This is a genomic window from Phocaeicola abscessus CCUG 55929 (assembly GCF_000312445.1).
Taxonomy (GTDB): Bacteria; Bacteroidota; Bacteroidia; order Bacteroidales; family Bacteroidaceae; genus Phocaeicola; species Phocaeicola abscessus.
The window spans coordinates 799,385-823,724 of sequence record NZ_HE997182.1 but is presented as its reverse complement, the minus strand read 5'-3'; the positions used below and the strand labels follow the sequence as shown (position 1 = coordinate 823,724).

16 protein-coding genes and 1 tRNA gene are annotated in these 24,340 nt (G+C 48.9%); 8 read left to right on the top strand and 9 right to left on the bottom strand.

The genetic code is table 11. From position 1 onward, the window contains the following. Positions 1-282: 282 nt before the first annotated feature. The 3 genes from BN102_RS03300 to BN102_RS03290 all read left to right on the top strand — a co-directional run bounded on the left by BN102_RS03300 (position 283) and on the right by BN102_RS03290 (position 6,446). Positions 283-1,197 carry a helix-turn-helix domain-containing protein gene (locus tag BN102_RS03300; RefSeq protein ID WP_036787172.1) on the top strand — a complete coding sequence of 305 codons (915 nt, stop codon included), beginning with the start codon at positions 283-285 and terminating at the stop codon, positions 1,195-1,197. A gap of 130 nt (positions 1,198-1,327) precedes the next feature. After that, positions 1,328-4,492 carry a SusC/RagA family TonB-linked outer membrane protein gene (locus BN102_RS03295; RefSeq protein WP_019207652.1) on the top strand — a complete coding sequence of 1,055 codons (3,165 nt, stop codon included), beginning with the start codon at positions 1,328-1,330 and terminating at the stop codon, positions 4,490-4,492. 19 nt (positions 4,493-4,511) lie between these two features. Further along, on the top strand, positions 4,512-6,446 hold the full coding sequence (locus tag BN102_RS03290; RefSeq protein WP_036787169.1) for a SusD/RagB family nutrient-binding outer membrane lipoprotein: 1,935 nt from the start codon (positions 4,512-4,514) through the stop codon (positions 6,444-6,446). 229 nt (positions 6,447-6,675) lie between these two features. Here BN102_RS03290 and BN102_RS03285 read toward each other — a convergent pair whose 3' ends face one another. The 4 genes from BN102_RS03285 to BN102_RS03270 all read right to left on the bottom strand — a co-directional run bounded on the left by BN102_RS03285 (position 6,676) and on the right by BN102_RS03270 (position 11,495). Further along, entirely contained in the window at positions 6,676-7,869 is a 1,194-nt protein-coding gene (locus tag BN102_RS03285) for a pyridoxal phosphate-dependent aminotransferase (RefSeq protein ID WP_019207650.1), read from the bottom strand. Positions 7,870-7,902: 33 nt separating this feature from the next. After that, on the bottom strand, positions 7,903-9,114 hold the full coding sequence (locus BN102_RS03280) for a bifunctional 3,4-dihydroxy-2-butanone-4-phosphate synthase/GTP cyclohydrolase II (RefSeq protein ID WP_019207649.1): 1,212 nt from the start codon (positions 9,112-9,114) through the stop codon (positions 7,903-7,905). 6 nt (positions 9,115-9,120) lie between these two features. Then, positions 9,121-11,019, bottom strand: a complete 1,899-nt coding sequence (locus BN102_RS03275; protein ID WP_019207648.1) for an LptF/LptG family permease — start codon at positions 11,017-11,019, stop codon at positions 9,121-9,123. An 89-nt stretch (positions 11,020-11,108) separates the two neighbouring features. Further along, positions 11,109-11,495, bottom strand: coding sequence for an START-like domain-containing protein (locus BN102_RS03270; protein ID WP_019207647.1), 387 nt, complete (start codon positions 11,493-11,495; stop codon positions 11,109-11,111). Positions 11,496-11,677: 182 nt separating this feature from the next. On the opposite strand from BN102_RS03270, the gene BN102_RS03265 reads away from it, so the two are divergent. Continuing rightward, positions 11,678-11,751: transfer RNA gene (locus tag BN102_RS03265), tRNA-Met, on the top strand. Between the two features lie 259 nt (positions 11,752-12,010). Then, complete coding sequence (locus BN102_RS03260) at positions 12,011-12,886, top strand: 3-keto-disaccharide hydrolase (RefSeq protein WP_019207646.1); 876 nt, start codon at positions 12,011-12,013, stop codon at positions 12,884-12,886. A gap of 234 nt (positions 12,887-13,120) precedes the next feature. On the opposite strand, the gene BN102_RS03255 is transcribed toward BN102_RS03260, so the two are convergent. The 4 genes from BN102_RS03255 to BN102_RS03240 form a co-directional block, all read right to left on the bottom strand. After that, positions 13,121-14,377 (bottom strand): phosphoglycerate kinase, encoded by a 1,257-nt coding sequence (locus BN102_RS03255; protein WP_019207645.1) that lies wholly within the window; start codon positions 14,375-14,377, stop codon positions 13,121-13,123. A gap of 171 nt (positions 14,378-14,548) precedes the next feature. Continuing rightward, on the bottom strand, positions 14,549-15,238 hold the full coding sequence (locus BN102_RS03250) for a DUF4369 domain-containing protein (protein WP_245545319.1): 690 nt from the start codon (positions 15,236-15,238) through the stop codon (positions 14,549-14,551). Between the two features lie 185 nt (positions 15,239-15,423). Beyond that, entirely contained in the window at positions 15,424-15,771 is a 348-nt protein-coding gene (locus tag BN102_RS03245; protein WP_019207643.1) for a hypothetical protein, read from the bottom strand. Then, entirely contained in the window at positions 15,768-16,064 is a 297-nt protein-coding gene (locus BN102_RS03240; RefSeq protein ID WP_019207642.1) for an FtsB family cell division protein, read from the bottom strand. The genes BN102_RS03245 and BN102_RS03240 overlap by 4 nt, the downstream gene beginning before the upstream one ends. A 155-nt stretch (positions 16,065-16,219) precedes the next feature. Between BN102_RS03240 and BN102_RS03235 the strand changes: the two genes are divergently transcribed. Next, on the top strand, positions 16,220-17,986 hold the full coding sequence (locus BN102_RS03235) for a DNA polymerase III subunit gamma/tau (RefSeq protein WP_019207641.1): 1,767 nt from the start codon (positions 16,220-16,222) through the stop codon (positions 17,984-17,986). 243 nt (positions 17,987-18,229) lie between these two features. On the opposite strand, the gene gdhA is transcribed toward BN102_RS03235, so the two are convergent. Then, positions 18,230-19,567, bottom strand: a complete 1,338-nt coding sequence (gene gdhA, locus BN102_RS03225) for an NADP-specific glutamate dehydrogenase (RefSeq protein WP_019207639.1) — start codon at positions 19,565-19,567, stop codon at positions 18,230-18,232. Positions 19,568-19,797: 230 nt separating this feature from the next. Here gdhA and BN102_RS03220 point away from each other — a divergent pair, with 230 nt between their 5' ends. After that, entirely contained in the window at positions 19,798-22,761 is a 2,964-nt protein-coding gene (locus BN102_RS03220; RefSeq protein WP_019207638.1) for a PEP/pyruvate-binding domain-containing protein, read from the top strand. Positions 22,762-22,818: 57 nt separating this feature from the next. Then, on the top strand, positions 22,819-24,111 hold the full coding sequence (locus tag BN102_RS03215; RefSeq protein ID WP_083867174.1) for a DUF4925 domain-containing protein: 1,293 nt from the start codon (positions 22,819-22,821) through the stop codon (positions 24,109-24,111). Positions 24,112-24,340 lie beyond the last annotated feature (229 nt).

The following is a 24,340-nucleotide window of genomic DNA, read 5'->3' as shown; positions in this document are numbered from 1 at the left end:
TCGTGCCTACGAAATTCTCGACGCACGGGCACGTCGCATCCATCAGATCCCTTCCGAATCCGAACGGCGAAGCACGGAACGCCCCTGCCATCGGCGCTGCGAAGATGACGAAGGACATATTTCTTTCCCTTTTCTTTGTTTTCTTCCATCTTTTCGTTTCATTTGCAAAACAATTCCTATAACTAATTATGAAAATGAAAAACACTTCAAACTATGGGCTTGCTGGGTGGGCATTCGAAACGATTTCACTACATCAGTTATCTTAAAATCAATGCATGCCGTATGAGAACGCCATTTACCGGAGATCCCTCCACTACAGTACAGTATTTTCCCGGGCTTTCCATTAAGATACATTGTTGCAGATACTGGTGGCTGAAGAATTGGGAATACAGTACCCTGTCGTTCCCCTTTTGGCGCATTTATCACAACACCCGTCCCGGAGGCATCATCGAATATCGGACCAAGACGTATCGCATGGAACCGGATAAAATCTACCTCATCGCCCCCAATACGGACTATAGTTCGCGCATCGAGGGAAACAGCATCCCCTCTCGAGGACACTGTCTGCACGGCGGAGACCTCGCCTCTCTGCCGGAAAAGAACCGAAGACTGCTGCTGGCGGAAGGGGCCATCGAACATCTGTTCATCCACTTCTCCCTCGGATTCCCGTACGACAATGCGCTGACGGGCGTCTTCCCTCTGACAGTAACGGAAAACCTGCAAACCAAGATCGGCTACCTGCAAGGCTACCTCTCGGTCGACGAACAAATGACCGCCTTCAATTTGGAAGCGTTTTTGCATATTCATACATTAATCAGCGAAATGCTTTTGAGCGTCGACAAGAACCTGTGGAAACCGAGCACCGCCGACGCCCGTATCGCCCAAACGATCCGCTATATCGAAAACCATTGCGAAGAAAACCTCTCCAACAACTTCCTGGCCGACAAAGCCTGCATGGCTACCAACTCCTTTTCCCGTCTTTTCAAGAACGAAACGGGACTCTCTCTGCAAAAGTACGTCAAGAGAAAACGGATAGATTACGCCTGCATGCTCATGTCCCACACCAGCATGAGCATCGAAGAAATAACCGCCAAGACAGGCTTCTCCAACCGCTTCCACTTCACGCGCGTATTCCGCGAAATCATGAAGGTAACGCCGGGCAGGTATCGCGATTCGGTCACGTTACCCACCGTATAGGAAAGCTTTTCGCAAAGGTTACAGATGTTTGTTTGAGATACAATATAAACCGTAGCGGATATGTATAGACCTCGAATATTATTGTATGTTTGCAGCCGTAATATTTTGTTAAATCTAATCTGTTTTCACTATGATTAAAAAAGATTATCTAAAAGTGCTCTCCATTCCCTTGTTATGGATAATAGGAGGAGTAACTCCCTGCTTTTCCAGCAGTTATGCTGCTGAAAACGAAATACAGACCGTTCAGCAAACACGGACGGTAAAAGGAGTCGTGAACGACGAGGCCGGCCCCATCATCGGCGCTACCGTGATGGTAAAGGGCACGCAGAACGGCGCCGTCACCGACATGAACGGCGAGTTTACGCTTACGGGCGTCAAAACGGGCGACGTCATCGAAGTATCGTACATCGGCTATACGACGCTCAACGTAAAGTACAACGGCGAACAACGCCTGAACTTCCAACTCAAAGAAAACACGCAACAACTCAACGAAGTGGTGGTGACCGCTTTGGGCATCAAGCGCGAAAAAAAAGCGCTGGGATATTCCATGCAGGAAGTAAAAGGCGGTGATATCCTGCAAGCACGCGAAACCAACGTGGCCAACGCCCTTTCCGGAAAGGTGTCCGGTTTGCAGATTATCCGTTCGGGTAACGGCCCCGGCAGTTCTTCTAAAATTCAGTTGCGTGGAAACAATTCGTTGACAGGTCTGAATCAACCGCTCATCGTGGTGGACGGTGTTCCGATGGAAAACTTCACCGGAGCAGCCAACAACGACTTCTGGAATCCTTCCGCCGATATGGGTAACGGTATTTCGGATATCAGTTCCGAAGACATTGCTTCCATGTCCGTATTGAAGGGTGCCTCGGCTGCAGCTCTTTACGGTTCGCGTGCAGGTAACGGCGTGATCCTCATCACTACCAAGTCGGGACGTAAAACCGAAGGACTGGGTATCACGATTTCGGGAACGGTATCGGCCGAAACCATCTTCATGTCGCCCAAAATGCAAAACTCATTCGGGCAAGGTTCTAACGAGACGTTCGACAAAGACAGCGGTTCCAGCTGGGGACCGAAAATCACGGGACAAGAATACACCAACTGGAATAATCAGAAAGTACACATGCGCTCGTTCGACAATGTGGACAACTATTTCAAGACCGGTATCAATTTGACAGAAACATTTTCGTTCACCCAGCAATACAATAAGACTGCCATCTATACGTCGCTCACCCGTATGGACGACAATAGCAAAATTCCCAGTTCCAAACTGAAACGTACCAGCCTCACGGCACGCGCTACCTCTACATTTGGCAAAGACGACCGCTGGACATTCGATACCAAGATACAATACATCAATTCCGAGGCCAATAACCGACCTATCAGCGGTAAGAACGACTCTAACAACTTTTTGGCCATGTATCTGTTGCCCCGTTCGATGGACATTCGCGACTTCTCCGCAGGGACAAATGCAGAAAACAAAATGTTGTGGTACGGCAGCAGTCAGCAAATCAATCCCTATTGGATGGAAAAACATAAACTGAACAGGGATACGCGCGACCGTTTTTTATTGAACGGCTCATTGAAATATCGCTTCACTTCCTGGCTGGATGCCGAGTTGAGAGCCGGATCGGATATGTACTTTACCGAGTACGATAATAAAACTTATTCGGGAAGTTCGTTGAAAAACACCTATTCCATTAAACAAGAGCGCTTCTATGAAAACAACTACAGTTTTCTGGTCAGCGCCCATAAGGACAATCTGTTCGGGAAATGGGGCGGAGGCGCCACATTCGGCGGCAACCTGATGGAACGTCGTCGTCGTGCTATATCGACCAGTCCGGGCGTGCTGAAAGTTCCCGATTTGTTCACTGTAAACAATGCAAATGAGAAAGTCAGTGTAGGAGAAGACTTCAGCCGAAAGAAAATCAACTCACTGTATGGTACTGCTCAAATCAACTACGACGGATTCCTGTTCATCGACGGAACGTTCCGCAACGACTGGTCATCTACTTTGTCGAAAGAGAACCGTTCGTTCTTCTATCCGTCTATCTCCACATCGTGGGTCATCTCGGACATGCTCGAGAAGATAGACAAACCCTTGCCCGAATGGTTTACTTATGCAAAACTGAGAGGCTCGTATGCCGAGGTAGGTAATTCACTCGAACCCTATCAACTTTACAATACGTACACCATCGGTCAGGCACCCGATAATACGACCACTGTTTCTCAAGACAAAGTACTCTATAACAGCAATGTGCGTTCCGAGTTAATTAAGTCGTGGGAATTCGGAGCCGAAATCCGTTTCTTCAATAACCGTTTGGGATTCGATTTCTCTTGGTATAAATCGAATGCCACCCGTCAGCTTATCAATCTGCCGATGGATAACCTTTCCGGTTATGAAAAACGTAAGGTCAATGCCGGAAATATAGAGAACAAAGGTTTCGAGTTGATGGTGAACGCACGTCCGATAGAGACGCGTACAGGTTTCAGTTGGGATTTGATGGTGAACTTCTCTGCCAACAAAAACCGCATCATCGAACTTTATAAAACAGCCAACGAAGAGGTCAATCTCTATCCGTTGGGCGGTTACGACAACCTGCAGGTGTATGCTAAAGCCGGCGGTAACTACGGAGAAATCTGGGGAACGGTGCTGCAGCGCGTAACCGATAAGAATTCTCCCTACTACGGCAAGCTGATTACTCAAAACGGTCTGCCTACGGCAACTACCGAAAAACAGAAAATCGGCGACCAGCAACCGGATGCTTTGTTGGGCATCAGTTCTACCTTTAACTATAAAGGGTGGTCGTTGAACTTCCTGATTGACTCGCGTTTCGGCGGTGATATCTTCTCGGGAACTCAGCAGATGATGCAGGTGACAGGTACATCGAACAAGACCGTAGTCAACGGCGAACGTCCCAAAATGGTAGTAGACGGTGTCTTCAAGAATGATAAGGGAGAGTATGAAAAGAATACTACCGAAATCACTACGCAGGAGTATTGGAATGCCGTGGCCGGAGGGAACCTCGGTGTGGGCGAAATCAATATTTACAGCGCTACCAACATTCGTCTGCGTAACTTGGGACTCTCTTACGCCTTCAACAAGAAACAACTGGAGAAAACTCCCTTCACACAGTTGAAGTTAGGCGTTTCCTGCAACAACGTGTGGATGCTGAAAAGCCACATGAACGGCATCGACCCCGAATCTATTTATGCTACGAGTACTAATGCTACCGGATTTGAATACGGTAGTTCGCCTACTTCGCGCACTTATCTGTTCAATGTTACTTTTGGATTCTAAATTAAATACATTTGCGAATATGAAAAACTATAGATATCTATCATATGCACTTCCCGTTGGACTACTTACGTTGGTTTCATGCTCCGACTTCGAGGAAGTAAATACCAACCCTACGGCAGCCAATCTCGAACAGGTTCGTGTGGAATATGCCATTAATGAGTCGATTACCAAAACACAGCAGGATCCGGAAGTGGCCGAACGTTGCTTCGTGCTGAACTGGCAGGTACCCGCACGGCAAGTAGATCCGAACACGAACGGAGGACTTGCGGTCGGCGAATATAACGACGATTGGATTAGTAACTATTATTCACATTATGCGGGTTGGATGTCACCTATCGTGCTGGCCATCAATTTGGCGGAAGAGAAACTGAAAGGCGAACTGAATGCACACGATGCCCAAGTGATTCCCAACCTGAAAGAGGTGGCCCGTATCTGGCGGGTGTATCTGATGAGCGAGTTCACCGATAGTTTCGGTGCTATGCCTATCGAAGCTTTTGCAGGCAAGAATCCTCAGTTCAACTCTTGTAAGGATGTTTATTACTTTATGCTGGCCGAGTTGAAAGATGCTGTCAGCAAGCTAAAGACCGACGTAAAGGTTGAGGAGGATGAGAAAAAATGCGACCGCGCCTATGAATTCAACTTTTCCAAATGGGTGAAGTATGCCAACTCCATGCGTATGCGTTTGGCCATGCGTCTTTCTGAAGTGGATGCGGCTAAGGCCAAAGCCGAATTTGAAGAAGCGGCGAAAGCCGCATACATCGCCGAAAGCGGTGATAACTTCACGGTTAAGGAACAACCGGGTTGGGATCCTTTGACGGGCGTCATGACTCGCGAATGGGACTATTTTCCTATTTCAGCCACGATGAATAACCTGCTCGTCGGTTTGGGCGGCATTACATCAGACCAACAGCTTGTAGACAGAGCCGACTTGCTGCCTCGCATCAAACCTGCGGACTATATGGGAGTACATTATGCCAATCATTATGCACTGACCACGAACGATCCGGCCAAGGGATTTTGGTTCGACGGTTTGCATAAGGTCATCGACCCACGTGCCTATGCACTGTTCTCTATCCCCGGCGATTTCGATAATGCCAACTATTGTAAGTATCCTTCATGGAACTCGAACCACAAAGTGGTGAAACGTAAACTAATGAAGGACAAAGACGATAAGGACGGTTTGGTGGAACTCGACGCCACGTTTACATGGAATACCGGCGCTTGCGGTGAATGGGGCGATAAAGGTTCGCTAAACAAGATGTACTACTGGCCGTGGGCTATTCCGCATTTGGTTTTGAAATATCGTAAAAGTGAAAATTCGCGCATTTTCTTCGCTTCTTGGGAATCTTACTTCCTGTTGGCGGAGGCTGCTCTCAAAGGATGGAGCGTACCTATGACAGCGAAAGCCGCTTATGAAAAAGGTATACGCGAGAGCTTCGCTTATCATAATGTGAGCAGTTTCGCAGATGCATATCTAGCTTCTGAAGACTACAACAACGTAGGAACTTCAGTGAAATGGGACCATACGACCGAACCGGCAGCTACCAAAACCATGAAGATGGTGGACGGATATACCAAAGCGGAATCTACCTATACCTACACTTATCCGGTGGCTTCGGAAACGCTGTACGGCAAGGCTTTGAATGACCATCTGACAAAGATTATCACGCAGAAATACATCGCCCAGATGCCTTGGTTGCCTTTGGAAGCATGGAACGACCAGCGCAGATTAGGTCTGCCTTTCTTTGAAACTCCCGCCGTGGAACAAGCCATCCGTACGATGCCTACCCTCACCGCATCCAATTACATGAAGCAGACGACGAAGTTCTTTCCGCAACGCCTGAAGTTCCCGTCGAGCTTAGAAAACAGCAGTCCTGAAGGTTACAAGCAGGCAGTGCAATTGCTCGGAGGACCGGATGACGTGTTTACTCCGTTGTGGTGGGCTAAGAAGTAAGATCCGAGTTCCCCGCTACCGGTAAACGGTACCCTCCACAACCTTAAAGGTTTACATCCGTATTCGGCATGTAAACCTTTAAGGTATAATTGTTGCTGTCCGCTAAAATGCTGTCGGATTCGCTCGGCGGAGTATTCTTACGGTTTTGCCAACCGAAAAGTATAAGCCGATTAACCTCCCGTGATTTTGTTAACCGGCTACCCATCCTTTGTAAGGGCATCTGTCGATTTTACTTCAATTTCGCCAAAGTTTCCTTGATACGTCGCATGGCTTCCCGGATATTCTCATCGGAAGTGGCATAACTCATGCGAAAACAGTCGGGAGCACCGAACGAATCGCCTCCCACAGTAGCCACATGCCCTGCTTCGAGCAAGTACATGGCCAGATCGTTTGAGTCGTTGATCTTACGATCTCCATCGCTTTTTCCGTAGAACGAGCTGCACTTGGGAAAGAGATAGAACGCCCCCTGAGGCACGTTCACTTCCAGTCCCGGGATTTCTTTTGCCAGCTCGACGATCAGATTGCGGCGACGCTCAAACGCCCGACGCATCTCTTCGACAGGAGTTTGATCGCCGGTATAGGCCGTTTCGGCCGCCTTTTGCGATATAGAACAGGGACCTGAGGTATATTGTCCCTGCAATTTGTTGATACCCTTGACAATCCATTCCGGTCCGGCGGCAAATCCGATGCGCCAACCGGTCATGGCATATGCTTTCGAAACACCGTTGACGATCACCACCCGTTCTCTGATCGCTGCGAATTGCGCGATACTTTCGTGTTTTCCCACGTAGTTGATATGTTCATAGATCTCGTCGGCGATCACATACAGGTTCGGATGTCTGGCGACGACTTCGGCCAAAGCGGCCAGTTCCTCCTTATCGTATACCGACCCGGTGGGGTTCGACGGAGAGCAAAGGATCAAGGCTCTGGTTTTCGGTGTGACGGCCGTTTCCAACTGTTCGGGCGTGATTTTGAAATCTTGTTCGATCCCTGCGGGGATGATCACGGGTATTCCGTCGGCCACTTTCACCATCTGCGGATAGCTTACCCAGTAAGGGGCGGGAATGACGACTTCATCGCCTTCGTCGACCAGGCACATCACGGTATTGCAGACAGCTTGTTTCGCTCCATTGGCCACACTGATCTGTGCGACAGTATAATCCAGTCCATTCTCTTTCTTCAACTTGGCCACAATAGCATTCCGCAAGGCGGGGTAACCGGCAACGGGCGAGTATTTCGAATAGTTCTCGTCAATAGCTTTCTTAGCGGCTTCCTTAATGAAATCAGGCGTATTAAAATCCGGTTCGCCCACACTCATATTGATCACATCTACACCTTGAGCTTTCAGCTCACTACTCTTTTGCGACATCGCCAACGTGGCGGAAGGAGTCAAACGATTCAGTCTATCGGATAATCGATTCATAGTATGTAAATTATTTATAGTTCGTTTTTTATTTTATAAATGCAATAAATGCCCCATGCGTTTTTTCTTTGTTTCCAAATAACGCTCGTTGTACTGGTTCGAATGTATTTCGATCGGAACGATTTCTACCACCGAGAGGCCGTAGGATTCGAGCCCGACACGTTTCACGGGATTATTGGTCATGAGTCGCATACGAGTGATACCGAGCTTACGAAGTATCTGTGCGCCTACTCCGTAGTCGCGTTCGTCGGCTTTGTGTCCTAAATAGATATTGGCATCCACCGTGTCCATACCGTTTTCCTGAAGTTTGTAGGCTCTCATCTTATCCATCAATCCGATGCCGCGTCCTTCCTGGTTGAGGTAAACGACGGCTCCTCGACCTTCCTTTTCGATCATTTGCATGGCCTTGTGCAGCTGGTCGCCACAATCGCATCGCAGGGAGCCAAAGATATCGCCGGTAGCACAGGAAGAGTGCACGCGCACCAATATCGGCTCGTCTTCTTTGATTTCTCCCTTTATCAAAGCGATGTGTTCTAGCCCGTTGCTCTTCTGCCGGAAAGGGATCAGTTGAAAGTGTCCGTATTCGGTCGGCATATCCACCTCCACCCCCTTTTCTATCAGCGATTCTTCTTTGAGGCGGTATGCGATCAAATCGCGAATGGAAATCAATTTCATCCCCCACTCGTCGGCTTTTCGCCGGAGTTCGGGCAGACGGGACATCGTACCGTCGTCGCTCATGATTTCCATCAAGGCGGCGGCGGGATAGAGTCCCGCCAATCGGGCCATATCGACGCAGGCTTCCGTATGTCCGGCACGTCGAAGCACTCCTTTGTCCTGTGCATAGAGCGGATTGATATGTCCCGGTCGGCCGAAGGTCTGCGGTGTGGAAGTCGGATCAGCCAAAGCCTTGATCGTTTCGCAGCGATCGTGGATAGAGACGCCCGTAGTACATCCTTCCAGCTTATCCACGGTCACCGTAAACGGCGTTCCTAACATCGACGTATTTTCATCCACCTGATGGGGCAAATCCAATTCCTTACAGCGCGAAATGGTCAAGGGTACGCAAAGGACGCCGCGAGCATGTTTCAACATGAAATTCACCTTCTCGGGCGTAATCTTTTCGGCAGCGACAATCAGGTCGCCCTCGTTTTCGCGGTCTTCATCGTCGACGACGATGACGAATTTCCCTTCTCGAAAGTCTTTGATCGCTTCTTCAATACCGTCAAGTTTAATTTTTTCTTCCATCGTTATTTATTTAATAAATGTTTCTTCAAGGCGACAGCGGATATCCCTATCGTTCGCCACGATGCGCTTCAAGTCCTGATCCAACCGCATGCCGAATATCCAAATGCGAAAATAGAATACGATCCCGATGGGTACGACGAGGCCGGCCAGCACGTTCAACGTTTTCCGCAGGAACGGGCTCTTGTGCGCATTGGTGGAAAGGACGGGATAACGGTTCAACAACTCGAACAAATACTTGTCCTTACCGTTCGAGAGTTCCTCGATCAGCTCTTCCATCTTCTCGCCGATGCGGGCGATCTGATCGTCGTGTCCGCTGTTCGTGAAGATGTGGTAGTAATTGGGAGCCTTCCCAAGCCGGTGTTCCGTTTTGTATGCCGTGCAGGCCGCACTAAGCTCGTCCAGCTCTGCGTAGATCCGTGGATAGTTCGGGTCTTCGATGATTACTTCCTTTCGGTAAATATGACGAGTCTGCCGCATTCCGATCAGGGTACGGAAAAAGTTGACGTAGATTTCGATATTGAATACCACCGAATCGTTGTTCGACTTGTACGTAAAGAAAGCGCCGACAGGCGCTAAAACAAACGTACTCATCCATACGCCCACTATCATGTTCATCTCGCCGCTGCGGGCGATTCGGGTGGAGCCCGTATCGATGATGTAATAAATGACGAAGATAAAGACGGAGACGACCACCGGCATCCCCAGCCCTCCCTTTCGGATGATGGCCCCCAAGGGCGCACCGATAAAGAAGAAAATCAGGCAAGCCAGAGAGAGCGTGATCTTCCTATGCCAGTCTAACTGATGGCGCCGGATGTCTCTGTCCAGATCGTCGCTCATGATACTTTTCATCTGCCAGTCGAGGGTCAATGCGGTAAGTTGGTTGGTGGCGGCAGAAAGCACCCGCTCCTTCTCGACCAGGGTGTAAGATTCGAACAGGCTGTCGGCATCCAACTTCAGGGTCTTGTTTTGACTCAGCTTCGCCGAATCGGAAGAAGTCAGCGTGACGCGCCGATAATACGTCCGGGCGATGTCTGCATACATGTTTCTGCCGATGCTGTCGGCCTTTGCCTTCAGCGAGTCGATGGAATGGGAGATCTCCGCCATATTCTTGGCATCCGATCGACTATCCAGATAGCTTCCGTCGATCATTTCAAATCCGCCGTTGAAGTCTATGACAATCTGTTTTTCGCGAAACGATTCCCGTCGATAGGGCACGTTGTCACGAGCGATATTCTGCGATTTGAGATTCTCGAACTGCTCTCCGTTGTAAAGGTGGAGCAGCAAGTGTTGTTGATCCTGCGTAGTTTCGATCTTTCCTTTCTCCGCCCAGATGACGTGCGCATTCTCAAAGCCTTCGGAAAGGTTGTAGATCAGGATATCGGTCATCATACCGGTTTCTTTATTTTTATGCTTCACATAGATGTTGTATCCTTCGATCTCCGAATAGAACACCCCTTCGGGGATATCCAACTCCGGTGAAGTCTGCCTGACCGAGACGACCAAGGTCCACAACATTTTCTGCGCCTTGGGGGATATTACGTTTTGGAAGAAAAAAGACATCAGACAGAGAAAAGCACAACATGCGACCACCGGCCGCATGATACGGGTCAAGGGGATGCCTGCCGACTTCATGGCGAGCAATTCGTAACGCTCGCCGAAATTGCCGAACGTCATCAGTGCAGCCAGCAGGATGGAAAGAGGCAACGACATGGGAATCAGCGTGATGGCGGAATAAAAGAAAAATTGCCCGAGCACGGTCAAACCGAGCCCTTTCCCTACCAATTCATCGATATACCTCCACAAGAACTGCATCATGAAGATGAACAGACAAATGACGAAAGTGCCGGCGAAGAGCGTTAAGAAGCTTTTCAGAATAAATATATCCAATTTCTTGATGCGCAGCATGTCCGACTATTCTAATCGCAAACCGATTGATAACGCAAAAGTAGCACAAAAAAAGAAGAGAACGATACGTTTTGCAAATTTTAATTACCTCACAGCCCCGCTTCTCTTTTCAGGGTATTCACCTGAAAATCCCAGAGTTTTTTGATGTCGGCTTCTTCTTCCGGCTCGATGAAATCGGTCACCGACAAGATGCAATCGCCCGTGAGTTCATCCTCATCCATACGAAGCTCGAAATAGGTCCGCGACTCCTCGTCGTCGGTCCAATGGAAACGGATGAAGTTATACGATCGGATATTGATCAGTCTGGCCGTGCGTCGCTCATCCTTCCCCCACTGAAAAGTATACAACTTGTCCGATACCGTTATCTTGTCGGCAAACCATTGCTCCAACCCCGACATCGTGCCGATCATGTTCCATATCACCTCGGCGGAACCGGAACGAAGCATGTATTCCAGATGGATTTTTATTTTCTCCATGAGTGTTATCTTTCAAGTAGCGGGCAAAATAAACCAATTTTTCCATATCGACATAATAAATGCTTCACTTTTTTTCAAAGAATACGGGTCGAAAGCGAATTATCTTCGGGCGAGAGAACGAAAAAATTCTTACGAAGTTTGTCGGATAAAAAAATATGCTTATCTTTGCCGCGCAAAATGCGGGCGGGATAGCTCAGCCGGTTAGAGCGCATGATTCATAATCATGAGGTCCCCAGTTCAATCCTGGGTCCCGCTACGAAGAAACGGCTGTGGCAAAATTTTGTTTTGCCACAGCCCCTTTTTTCATCCTCACCCAGCCGCAACCGGACTCGACCGGTCCCGCCGGAGAGCCCTGCGAACTTGCCTCATTTTCCCGAGAAGCAAGCCCCGGAATGTTAAAGAAATATTAAACTTTTTACCAATCGCACAAGTTCTCTAAAAAACATGTATCTTCGGACAGATTTATGAAAAAACGAACACGAAGATTCTATAACTTTTATATAAAGATTACTGATATGAGAAAGCAAACGTTAACTTGGATGGGATGCATGGCTTTGACAGCTGCATTGACATCGTGCGGAGGCCAGAAGAAACAGGCTGCTTCCGAAGAAGCTGAACCGGCAATGCCTGCAACGGTCGATCTGGCCGTATCTACGCAGCCGGTAGGCGAAGAGAACAAAACGCTGGCATTACCGATCGATGCCGACGGGTACATCACGCTGTTCGACGGCACATCGACCGAAGGATGGCGCGGCTACGGCAAGAATTCGATTCCCGCCCGTTGGACGGTAGAAGACGGATCGCTGAAAATCAACGGCTCGGGCATGGGCGAAGGCCAGAGTGCGGAAGGCGGCGACCTGATCTTCGCTCACAAATTCAAAAACTTCGAATTGACCTTGGAATGGAAAGTAGGCAAAGGTTCCAATTCCGGCATTTTCTATCTGGCGCAGGAGGTGCCCGTGAAAGATAAAGCCGATCAGTTCGAACCGATCTATATCTCCGCTCCGGAATATCAAGTGCTGGACAATGAGAATCATCCGGATGCCAAATTGGGCAAGGACGGCAATCGCAAGTCGGCTTCCCTGTACGACATGATTCCCGCCAATCCGCAAAACGCCAAACCCTTCGGCGAATGGAACGAAGCGAAGATCATGGTCTATAAAGGCACGGTGGTACACTATCAAAACGGCAAGAACGTACTCGAATACCATCTTTGGACACCGAAATGGACGGAAATGCTGCAGGCTTCCAAGTTCAGCGAAAAGGCATGGCCGGTGGCATTCGAACTGCTGAACAACTGCGGCGGCGAAAACCATGAAGGATTCATCGGACTGCAAGATCATGGCGACGATGTGTGGTACCGCAACGTCAAAGTCAAGATCTTAGACTGATTCGAGAACCGCCTTTCCCGGCTCTGAATGCCGGAAGAGGTGAAAGGATGAGGCAGCATATCAGTCGTCGATATGCTGCCTCATCCTTTACGGGGTAACGGAAATCGGCGTCGAATCCACTTCGCAGTCGGGTTCTTCCCATCCCTTCGGAAGAATAAATAAAGAGGGCATCTCCGAAGAAATGCCCTCCCACTTGCTTGAAGACAAAAGTGTGGCAAACAAATCCAAGCAAAATTATTTCTCACCCGTAATCGCCGCTACACCCGGAAGGATTTTGCCTTCGATCGCTTCCAACATGGCGCCTCCGCCGGTTGATACGTAAGAGATCTTGTCGGCCAGACCGAACTTGTTGACGGCAGCCACCGAATCGCCGCCCCCCACCAATGAGTAAGCGCCTTTCTCAGTCGCCTCGGCCACATACTTGGCGATTTCGCCCGTACCGTGAGCAAAATTCGGGAATTCGAACACGCCCACCGGGCCGTTCCATAAAATGGTCTTGGACGAAAGGATGATCTTCTTCCACTTCTCCAAGGAAGCCTCGGAAGCGTCCATACCCTCCCACCCGTCGGGGATGTGATAGATGTCGACTACTTGTTTGTTGGCATCGTCGGCAAATCTGTCGGCTGCAACCGTCGCCACGGAAAGCGAGAGATTCACACCCGCCTTTTTGGCTTCTTCCATCACCGAAAGGGCCTCCGGCATCAAGTCGTCTTCATGCAGCGATTCGCCGATATGACCGCCCTGCGCCTTGATAAAAGTATACCCCATGCCGCCGCCAATGATCAGGTTATCGACCCTGGTCAGCAGATTCTTGATGACAGCCAGTTTGGAAGAGACTTTGGAGCCGCCGATGATGGCGGTAAAGGGATGTTGAGCATTCTTCAGCACGTTATCGATGGCCTCGACTTCCTTTTCCATCAAGTAACCGAGCATTTTGTGATCGGCATCGAAATAGTCGGCGATCACGGCCGTAGAAGCATGTTTGCGATGAGCCGTACCGAATGCGTCGTTCACATAGCAGTCGGCATAGCCGGCAAGCGTCTTGGCAAATTCTTTCTGCGAAGCTTTCATGGCCTTCTTCGCGCTCTCATAAGCCGGATCTTCCTTATCGATGCCCACCGGTTTACCTTCTTCTTCGGGGTAAAAACGTAAATTCTCGAGGAGCAGCGCTTCGCCCGGTTTCAGTGCGGCAGCGGCCTGAGCGGCTTTAGCGCAATCGGGAGCGAACTTCACGTGTATGCCCAAAGCGTTGGAAACCGGCTCGAGAATTTGTTTCAAAGAGAACTTCGGGTTCACTTTGCCTTTCGGTTTGCCCATGTGCGACATCATAATCAGGCTTCCGCCGTCGGCCAACACTTTCTTTAAAGTAGGAAGCGCGCCGCGGATGCGGGTATCGTCCGTCACTTTTCCCTGCTCGTCCAAGGGGACGTTGAAGTCCACCCGAACGATCGCTTTTTTCCCCGCAAAATTGAATTTGTCAATGGTTTGCATAATCTATCTAAATTAATTCTTCTAAAATCGACGTAAAGTTACGACTTTTTTCTATTCCTCATTCTCCCGGCGAAAAATTTTTCTTTCTCCGCAGTTGCGAGATGGGGCCATTTTTTGCATGCGAGACCGTCATCCCCTCTTCCTCGCACGGATTGTCGAGGGGACGCCACTTTACGGTTGAGATTGAATATTGTGCTTGATCCGGTCCATATTTCGCCGGGCGGCCTCGATGTATTCCTTTACCATGGGATGGCACTTGAAATTTTCCGGCGCATCTTTCATCACCTCATCTATCAGGGGAGTCATCAGGGGGATATCGAATCCGCTGCAAATCATGCCGAAGATTCCGGGTCCGAGGATATTGTCATAATTACTTTTGATGAAGGCCTTGGCCAGCTCGTTCAGTTCTTCCATCAATTTCTGGCGTTCCTTGGTCAGTTCGTCTTCGATCTCCTCCGGGGTTTTACCGTCCATAATCATCTGGTTTTCCTTATGCTCCAATTCGTATGCCCGGTCGTCGATGGAAATCTTCTTGGCGATAAACGCTGCCAACCTATCGTTCAGAGGGGTGCCGTTAATCTGCGTACGGGCATTGTCTATACTGACATTGATCTGGCCTTTTTCTATTACAAAGGGTATGATACTGATATCGTCCATGTAAAGCGCCGCCAACATGATCGAGTCGACAGCTCCTTTCATTGCGAAGAGTCCGTGTACCACTTCTGCGGAATCGATTTTGACCATTTGATTCTCTTCGGGAATTTTTACGAATAGCATTTTCCCGTCCAAACGAGATATGGAAGAAGTACCTTTTATCTGGTATTCGCTGGCGCATGAAGTTAACGCCAATAAAGACATTATCGGTATAAAAAGTCTTAACATCGTATCCACAAACTCCCTCTTTTTCTATAGGGGCAAATTTACAACCATTATTCGTCGAGCGGAAAAATTTTATTATTATTTAAATCAAATAGAAGTTTATTAGATTCCACCCGACAAATAACCTCGTCTCGACAGCATTTTTTTACAATTATTATCAGATCGGCCTATCGACGCTTCTCCTTTTTCAGTTCTATGGGGATTCGGAAAGCCGTATACAGTTCAAAGATGGCGGCGATCGTCATGGCAATGACCCATTCGTTATGATGCCAAGTAAACATGATAACACCCGTAATCACTAACATGACGGCCCCGAAGATCTGCAGTCGACGCAAGCGGCGAATCACGAGGTTAGCACCCTCGTAACGTCCGCCCACGATCTGGACATAGCCGAAAAGGAGGGCTCCTACCGTATAGATATAAGGAGCCACGATCAACTGATTCACCTGCAATACCGCGCCGATGAGGAGCAGTATCGCGCCAGACATCATAAGTTCTTTAAAATATTTTTTCATTCTTCTATAATAAATATGTCTTCATCGGGTTTCTTCATCAGGTATTTCTCGCGAGCGATTTTTTCCAATTCCTCCGGATTGTCCACAAGTCTGTTCAGTTTCTCCGTATCGCTTTCGTATTGTTTACGATACTGTTCGATCTCGGCATTCAGCGTACTGATTTCCCGCTTATGCCTGAATCGGTCGATCAGATTATTCTCGTCTACAAATATGATCATGAACAGGAACGCGCATATCGTTATCAGGTATTTATGCTCGCATATGAAATCCCATATCGTCTTTAACTTGCTCATTTGAATCACTTTTATTCTTTCGCATCCCTATAACGGATACCGTTTTATTTTTCTTCTATGGGCAAAGATAAAAGTTTTTCTCTCATATTCAGCAAAAACGAACGACATTTTGCGTATATTTGCATCAATAATTCAATCTGATAAACAAATCCGTCATGGAGAATTATATCGTTTCCGCCAGGAAGTACCGTCCTTCTACGTTCGAATCCGTCGTAGGTCAACAGACGTTGACCACCACCTTGAAGAATGCGATCGCATCCGGCAAACTGGCTCACGCCTATCTTTTCTGCGGCCCGAGAGGAGTCGGCAAGACTACCTGCGCCCGCATCTTTGCCAAGACCATCAACTGCCAGCATCTTACCGCCGAAGGGGAAGCATGCAATGCATGCGAATCCTGTCAAGCTTTCAATGAGCAACGTTCATACAACATATTCGAATTGGATGCAGCCAGCAACAATTCGGTAGAAGACATCCGCAACCTGATCGAGGAAGTCCGTATCCCTCCGCAAATCGGGAAGTATAAAATTTATATCATCGACGAAGTCCACATGCTTTCTACCGCCGCTTTCAACGCCTTTCTCAAGACCTTGGAAGAGCCGCCCCGGCACGCGGTATTCATTCTGGCTACTACCGAGAAACAGAAATTGCTGCCTACCATTCTCAGCCGTTGTCAGATTTACGACTTCAATCGGATCAATGTGCAGGATATTGTAGATCATTTGCAACACGTGGCCGACCGAGAAGGCGTCAAAGCCGATCCCGAAGCCCTGGCGGTTATCGCACAAAAGGCGGACGGCGGGATGCGCGACGCCCTTTCGATCTTCGATCAGGTAGTCAGTTTCACGCAGGGGAACATTTCTTACAAGAGTGTGATCGATAATCTGAACGTGTTGGATTACGAATATTATTTCCGTTTGACAGACCTGTTCCTGGCTCATAAAGTGTCGGATTCGCTCCTGCTATTCAACGACATCCTTCGCAAAGGATTCGACGGAAATCATTTCATCACCGGATTGGCTGCTCATCTGCGCGATTTATTGGTTTGCAAAGACGAAGCGACGCTCCCTCTTTTAGAAGTGGGCGACAGGGTAAAGGAACGTTATCGCGAGCAGGCCCGACGCTGTTCCTCCGCATTCCTTTTCAAGGGGATGAAACGCTGCAACGATTGCGATTTGAACTATCGAGCCAGCAAAAACAAACGCCTGCTGATCGAATTGACGCTGATAGAATGCACACAACTCATCGCTTCGGAAGAAGAGGAGGAGCCGGAGGGGCGAAGCCCTGAGAAACGTCTAAAACCCCTCTTCAAACAGTCCGGCAAAGCGCATGCGTCCACATCCCCACCACCGATTCAACCGCAGACAGCTCAAACGACTATCCCACCGATCCATGTCAGTCCGCTTCCCTCTAATAAACCGGACGAACGTAAGATACCGACGGTAAACATCGCAGATATCAACATCTCTATTAAAGCCATTAAAAACAACGAGCTGCAAAGCAGGGCGCCGGCTTCGGAAAACACCGGACAAAAGCCAGATACTACGGCCCCCCTGCAAAACGAACCCTTTTCGGTAGACGACCTGGACTACGGTTGGCGCGAATTTGCCGCCTCTTTGCCGGTAGAACAAAAAGCTAATTCGCAGAAAATGATGGCACTTCACCCGAAATTAATGGATCAGACAACCTTCGAAATCGTTGTCGACAATAAGATGGCGGCAGAATCCATGCAAACTCTAACTTCATCCGTCGAAGAATTCCTGCGGAAGAAGCTTCGCAACGATCACATAAAAATGCGTATTCGGGTCAGCGAGATCAAAGAAAACAAACGCCCGTTCACTGCGCCGGAAAAGCTACAGTTCATGCTGAAAAAGAATCCGCATTTGCAAGAACTGAAAGATTCCTTGGGATTGGAATTATCATAGCGGGAGAATTTAAACCGGTCAAAGCTTCCAAAATAATTCTTTGAAACTTGCTAAGTCAGTCGGGGCCTTCGACGTATTTTTTACCCCTGCGGAATGTTCCGCCGTCCAGTCATGTCGTTCAAGAGGGGCTATAAAACCGTTACGACCAAAAGAAAGGCGCTGCTTTACTTTCTCAAGCGAAGCAGCGCGAGCTACATACAAAATACAAATACAACTAAACGAGATTTTTATTAACCCTTTAAATTAAATGATTCCTTGCGCCATCACGGCATGAGCCACTTTCATAAATCCGGCCACGTTAGCGCCTTTTACATAGTTGATATAACCGTCAGGTTGTCTGCCGTACTTCACGCACTGCTCATGGATGTTATGCATGATGCTGTGCAGCTTCTCATCGACTTCGGTCGCCGACCAGCTCAAATGCATGGCATTCTGAGTCATCTCCAGGCCTGAAGTCGCCACGCCTCCGGCATTCACTGCCTTTCCTGGAGCGAAGAGCATCTTGTGTTCGATAAACGTATCGATAGCTTCGGGAGTACACCCCATGTTGGAGATTTCGCCCACGCAAAGCACATTGTTTTCGACCAGTTGCTTAGCATCGTTGCCGTTTAACTCGTTCTGAGTAGCTGCGGGCAAAGCGATATCAACCTTGCATTCCCAGGGTTTGCGCCCCGGATAGAAGGTAGCGTGGGGATATTTCTCCGCATAAGGAGCTACGACATCGTTACCCGAAGCCCGCAGCTCGAGCATATAGTCGATCTTCTCTCCGCTGATACCGTCGGGATCGTAGATATAACCGTCCGGACCGGAGATCGTCACCACTTTTGCACCTAATTGAACAGCTTTCGTCACCGCTCCCCAAGCCACGTTGCCGAAACCGGAAACGGCCACCGTTTTGCCTTTAAAATCCGTACCGTAGGTCTGCAACATTTGATGGACAAAATATAAAGCGCCGAAACCGGTCGCCTCGGGACGGATCAAAGAGCCGCCAAACTCCAAACCCTTGCCGGTGAACGTACCGGTACACTCGCGAGTCAACTTCTTGTACATGCCGAACATATAACCCACTTCGCGACCGCCGACGCCGATATCGCCTGCCGGAACATCCATATCCGGCCCCAGATGGCGCCACAATTCCATGATGAAAGCTTGGCAGAAACGCATAATTTCGGCATCGCTCTTTCCACGAGGAGAGAAATCGGAACCGCCTTTGCCTCCCCCCATAGGCAAGGTGGTCAAGGCATTCTTAAAAGTCTGCTCGAATCCCAAGAATTTCAGAATGGACAGATTGACCGACGCATGAAAACGGATACCGCCCTTGTACGGGCCGATGGCATTATTGAACTGCACCCGATAACCGAGGTTGACCTGCACTTTTCCGTGATCGTCCACCCATGGTACTTTAAACGAAAAGATCCGATCCGGTTCCACCAGCCGTTCGATAAGCCCTGCCTTCTCAAACTCGGGATGCTGATTATACACTTCTTCAATAGAGATGAGCACCTCTTTCACCGCTTGCAGATACTCCAATTCTCCGGGATGTTTAGCCTCCAACGAAGCCATGATTTGTTTAATGTCCATTTTATTATTTCTTTAAGGTTTTGACAAATAGATAACCAATCCGACCACAAAGGTAGTTTTTTAAACGAGACTCCAAAACTTTTTCCATGATTTTTTCCTTCTTTAGTGATATTTTGTTAATTATTACGTTCGTACAGCATAACAAAAAGTTTCTTTTTAAGGAAAAGATATTGTATGAAAGAATTAAAATGACGAATTTTGCTTCATCTTATCCATCAATTGAGATTTTTATGAACAAGAAGCCAAATTTCAAACAGTTATATTTCAAGGAGACGCAATTCGCCAATCTGATGAAGAAACGCATTTACAACGTCTTGTTGGTAGCCAACCCTTACGATGCTTTCATGTTGGAAGACGACGGGCGAATCGAAGAAAAGATCTATAACGAATACATGGAGCTGAGTCTGAGCAACCCTCCCCGATTCACGAAAGTATCAACCAAAGAGGATGCCTTAACCGAATTGGAAAAAGCGCGGTTCGATTTCGTCATCTGCATGCCGGCCACGGACAATAACGATTCATTCGACATTGCGCATACTATCCGAAATAATTATCCGAACGTGCCGTTAGTCGTACTGACGCCCTTTTCCCACGGCATTACGGCCTGCATGGTCCACGAAGATCTGAGTATCTTCGAATATGTGTTCTGCTGGTTGGGAAATACGGACTTGCTGGTCTCCATCATCAAACTGATCGAGGATAAGATGAATCTGGAACACGATGTGAGCGAAGTGGGCGTGCAAATGATTCTGCTGGTCGAAGATTCCGTGCGTTTTTATTCCTCCGTACTGCCGAACTTGTACACGTTCGTCCTCAAACAAAGTCAGCTGTTCGCCACGGAAGCGCTGAACGATCACCAGCGAACCCTCCGCATGAGAGGCCGCTCGAAAATTGCGCTGGCGCGAACTTACGAAGAAGCCATGGAACTTTACGATACCTATGCCGACAACATTCTCGGAATAATCACCGACGCCCGCTTCCCGAAGGACGGAAAGAAAGATCCGCTGGCAGGCGTCAAGCTGATGGCGGAGATCCGGTCGCGGGATCCTTTCGTCCCCCTCATCCTGGAATCGGCCGAAATCGAAAACAAAGTTTTCGCCGATAAGTACGAAGCCAGTTTTATCGACAAGAATTCGAAGAAGATGAACATCGATCTCAGAGAAGCCGTATCGGACAACTTCGGTTTCGGCGACTTCGTTTTCCGCAATCCGGACACGCGCGAAGAAGTTGCCAGGGTACGCAATCTGAAAGAATTGCAAAACATTATCTTCGACATCCCCAAAGAATCGTTCCAGTATCATATCAGCCATAACCATATTTCGCGCTGGCTCTATTCGCGCGCCATGTTTCCGCCTGCGGAATTCTTGCGACAAATCCGATGGGATACCTTCCAGGATGTGGACGCTCACCGGCAAATCATCTTCGACGCGATCGTCCGCTATCGGAAGATGAAAAACCAGGGAATCGTCGCCATCTTTCAACGCGACCGGTTCGACCGTTATTCTAACTTCGCCCGCATCGGCGACGGGTCTCTGGGAGGGAAGGGGCGCGGCCTGGCCTTCATCGATGATATCCTGAAACGCCATGAGGAATTCGAAGATTTCGACAACGCCTCCGTGATCATCCCGAAGACGGTGGTGCTCTGCACCGATCTATTCGACGAGTTCATGGACAGCAACCACCTCTATCAGATCGCGCTGAGCGATGCCGACGACGAGACGATCCTTCGGGCGTTTCTTCGCGCCAAGCTTCCCGAGAGACTGGTCGCCGACTTCTTCACGTTCTTCGACGTGGTAAAAGCCCCTATCGCCGTCCGCTCGTCCAGTTTGCTGGAAGATTCGCACTACCAACCTTTCGCCGGTATTTACGCCACGTACATGATTCCGTATTCGGAAGACAAATACGAACGGCTTCGCATGCTCAGCGACGCCATCAAAGGGGTTTACGCCTCCGTGTTTTACAAGGACAGCAAGGCCTATATGCAAGCCACCAGCAATGTGATCGATGAAGAAAAGATGGCGGTCATCCTGCAGGAAGTGGCAGGAACTTCGTACGGCGACCGGTTCTATCCGTCGATCTCGGGCGTGGCACGCTCGCTGAACTACTATCCGATCGGCGAAGAACTTCCAGAAGAAGGGACGGTGAGCTTAGCCCTGGGCCTGGGCAAGTATATCGTCGACGGCGGATTGACCTTACGCATCTGTCCCTACCATCCCACCCAAGTGCTCCAAACCAGCGACATGGATCTGGCACTGCGGGAGACGCAAACGCAATTCTATGCGCTCGACTTGAAAAACGACGGTCGCAACTTCTCGTTGGACGACGGATTCAACCTATTGAAACTCCCCATCAAGGAAGCGGAAAAAGACGGCTCGCTGACATTCATCGCCTCTACTTACGACCCTTACGACATGATGATAAGAGACGGCATCTATCCCGGAGGCAGGAAGCTCATCACCTTTGCCAACGTGTTGCAACACGACGTATTACCGCTGCCGAAAATTCTTCGATTGGTAATGAAATACGGGCAGAGCGAGATGCGACGCCCGGTCGAAATAGAATTTGCCGTTACCATCAATGCCAAAGCGCGTACAGGCATCTTTTACATGCTGCAAATCCGGCCGATGGTGGACATCAAAGTCGACTTGAAAGAAGACTTGGATACGATTCCGGAAGACCAACTCTTGCTTAAAAGCAAAAACACCTTAGGACACGGCATCGTAGACGATATTCAAGACATCGTTTATATCAAAACACAGCATTATTCGGCAAGCTATAACCCGGCTATCGCTTACGAGGTAGAGAAAATAAACCGGAAATTCTCAGACAGCGGCAAACAGTACATCCTGATCGGACCCGGACGCTGGGGAAGCAGCGACTCCTGGTTAGGCATCCCTGTAAAATGGCCGCACATCTCCGCCGCCAAAGTTATTGTAGAATCGGGATTGAGCAACTATCGCGTAGACCCCAGCCAAGGAACGCATTTCTTTCAAAACCTGACTTCCTTCGGCGTAGGGTACTTCACCATCAACCCTTTCCGACACGACGGACTGTATAACCAAGACTGGTTGGATGCTCGATCGGCAAGTGAAGAAACCCCGTATTTACGGCATATTCACCTTGAAGAGCCGGTAGTGGTAAAGATGGATGGGAAAAAGAAAACAGGCATCGTCCTGATGCCCGGCAAACATTAAATACTAAACATTAAATACGGATAGAAATAACGGAAAACAATAAATGAATAAATAAAAATGAGTAACTTTACCGCAGTTTTGAATCATCATATTCACCCCATGAAAAAGAATGTCATTTTCATATTGGCAGTGCTCTTTCTCGCAACGCTCTTCACTGCTTGCGAGAAGGAGGGTAACAAAGTGGTCAATCCCATCAGAGAAACCAAGACCTATACCGCTAAAAGCGGTCTGACCCTGACTTGCAACGGGGAGACGGTCGTAGGGAAAAAGGTTGCCTTTGCCCCTAATCCTGCGGACGCTCACAAAGCGGACATTACCTTGGAGGGCGACGTGTTCAGCGTATCGGAAGCGCTTTCGAAAGCGACTCCCACAATGGGTTCATATATCACGGCCAGTCCTATTCCCGGATCCGCTACCGTTACGTTCTCCGTCGATCTGACCATTACGGGCGATCAATGCACATTCGGCGGAAACACGGAATCCGAATACTGTACGTTCGCCTATAACGGAATCGTTTCGGACGGAGCCATCACCCTGAATCTGTCGAATGTGAAGTTGAAGCGTGCGCAGCTGGCGGGGACCTCGTGGAAATTGACCGACTTCGACAACGAAAACTATACGACCACCCCTATCGTGAGCCAGTGGAAATCCGCCGATTCCATTTCGATCGAGGTATTCCCGGGATACAGCATGAAAATGGCGATCGGCGACGTGCTGACGCTCGCCGTACGAATGCCGTTCATCGGAATGCTGGACGCTCAAGGCGATTCGGTCAACACCTCCGTTTCGGAGGCCATCGGAGAAGTGCTGAAGAATGTCTCTTTCACGGAAAGCGGCAGCATCATCGCAACTTACAGAGATTCGGAGACCCAACAGCTCCTGACTTCCCCCGCAACCATCGCTCAATATGTAGAGCCGAGCGGCAACCGGATTCAACTGATTCTAAATCCCCATCAAATCACGGAAACCACGCTCGCCCATAAAAAGCCTTCCGACCCTTCCTCGGCCCAAACGTCTACCGTGTTCAAAGTAATGCTCCCTTATATCCTGGATTTGATCCCCGATGCGGCGAACTTGATGCAAAATGGGATCCCCGTGCAATTCGAACGACCGGACGAGAACCGCATCACGTTCTATCTCGACGAAACGTTGCTGAAGCCGTTGCTTCAGGCTACCGTACTGCCGCTGTTGGACAATGAAGCCATAAAAAAAGCGATCAGCCAAAAATTGGAGAATGATCCTAAATTTGAAGCCTATTCAGGCATGATCAAAGGCGTTATCAATTCATTGCCGGGCGTTATCAACCATACCACCAGCATGAAGCTCGGCCTGAACTTTGTAAAACAATGATATAAATCGCTCGGATGAAACCGAACGGCTTGCAGCTCGCGTTGCGCCTTAACGGAAATGAAAAACAAAGGGTGTGGGGGCTGCCGGCAATCGCTATCGGTCGGCGCACACAAAGGAGAATTACTCCCCGAATCCGCTCCGACGGAAAATCGCAAGACGAGGAGCCGATTACCTTAAAAGAATAGCGGCTGCGCCCAAACTTTTTTGGCACAGCCACTTGCGATTTTTT

Excerpts from the sequence above, each read along its gene's own strand:
- gdhA (WP_019207639.1), bottom strand. The coding sequence starts at position 19,567 with ATGGACATTAAACAAATCATGGCTTCGTTGGAGGCTAAACATCCCGGA.
- BN102_RS03255 (WP_019207645.1), bottom strand. The coding sequence starts at position 14,377 with ATGCAAACCATTGACAAATTCAATTTTGCGGGGAAAAAAGCGATCGTT.
- BN102_RS03290 (WP_036787169.1), top strand. The coding sequence starts at position 4,512 with ATGAAAAACTATAGATATCTATCATATGCACTTCCCGTTGGACTACTT.
- BN102_RS03260 (WP_019207646.1), top strand. The coding sequence starts at position 12,011 with ATGAGAAAGCAAACGTTAACTTGGATGGGATGCATGGCTTTGACAGCT.
- BN102_RS03280 (WP_019207649.1), bottom strand. The coding sequence starts at position 9,114 with ATGGAAGAAAAAATTAAACTTGACGGTATTGAAGAAGCGATCAAAGAC.
- BN102_RS03245 (WP_019207643.1), bottom strand. The coding sequence starts at position 15,771 with ATGAAAAAATATTTTAAAGAACTTATGATGTCTGGCGCGATACTGCTC.
- BN102_RS03235 (WP_019207641.1), top strand. The coding sequence starts at position 16,220 with ATGGAGAATTATATCGTTTCCGCCAGGAAGTACCGTCCTTCTACGTTC.
- BN102_RS03300 (WP_036787172.1), top strand. The coding sequence starts at position 283 with ATGAGAACGCCATTTACCGGAGATCCCTCCACTACAGTACAGTATTTT.
- BN102_RS03285 (WP_019207650.1), bottom strand. The coding sequence starts at position 7,869 with ATGAATCGATTATCCGATAGACTGAATCGTTTGACTCCTTCCGCCACG.
- BN102_RS03240 (WP_019207642.1), bottom strand. The coding sequence starts at position 16,064 with ATGAGCAAGTTAAAGACGATATGGGATTTCATATGCGAGCATAAATAC.
- BN102_RS03295 (WP_019207652.1), top strand. The coding sequence starts at position 1,328 with ATGATTAAAAAAGATTATCTAAAAGTGCTCTCCATTCCCTTGTTATGG.
- BN102_RS03270 (WP_019207647.1), bottom strand. The coding sequence starts at position 11,495 with ATGGAGAAAATAAAAATCCATCTGGAATACATGCTTCGTTCCGGTTCC.
- BN102_RS03215 (WP_083867174.1), top strand. The coding sequence starts at position 22,819 with ATGAGTAACTTTACCGCAGTTTTGAATCATCATATTCACCCCATGAAA.
- BN102_RS03275 (WP_019207648.1), bottom strand. The coding sequence starts at position 11,019 with ATGCTGCGCATCAAGAAATTGGATATATTTATTCTGAAAAGCTTCTTA.
- BN102_RS03220 (WP_019207638.1), top strand. The coding sequence starts at position 19,798 with ATGAACAAGAAGCCAAATTTCAAACAGTTATATTTCAAGGAGACGCAA.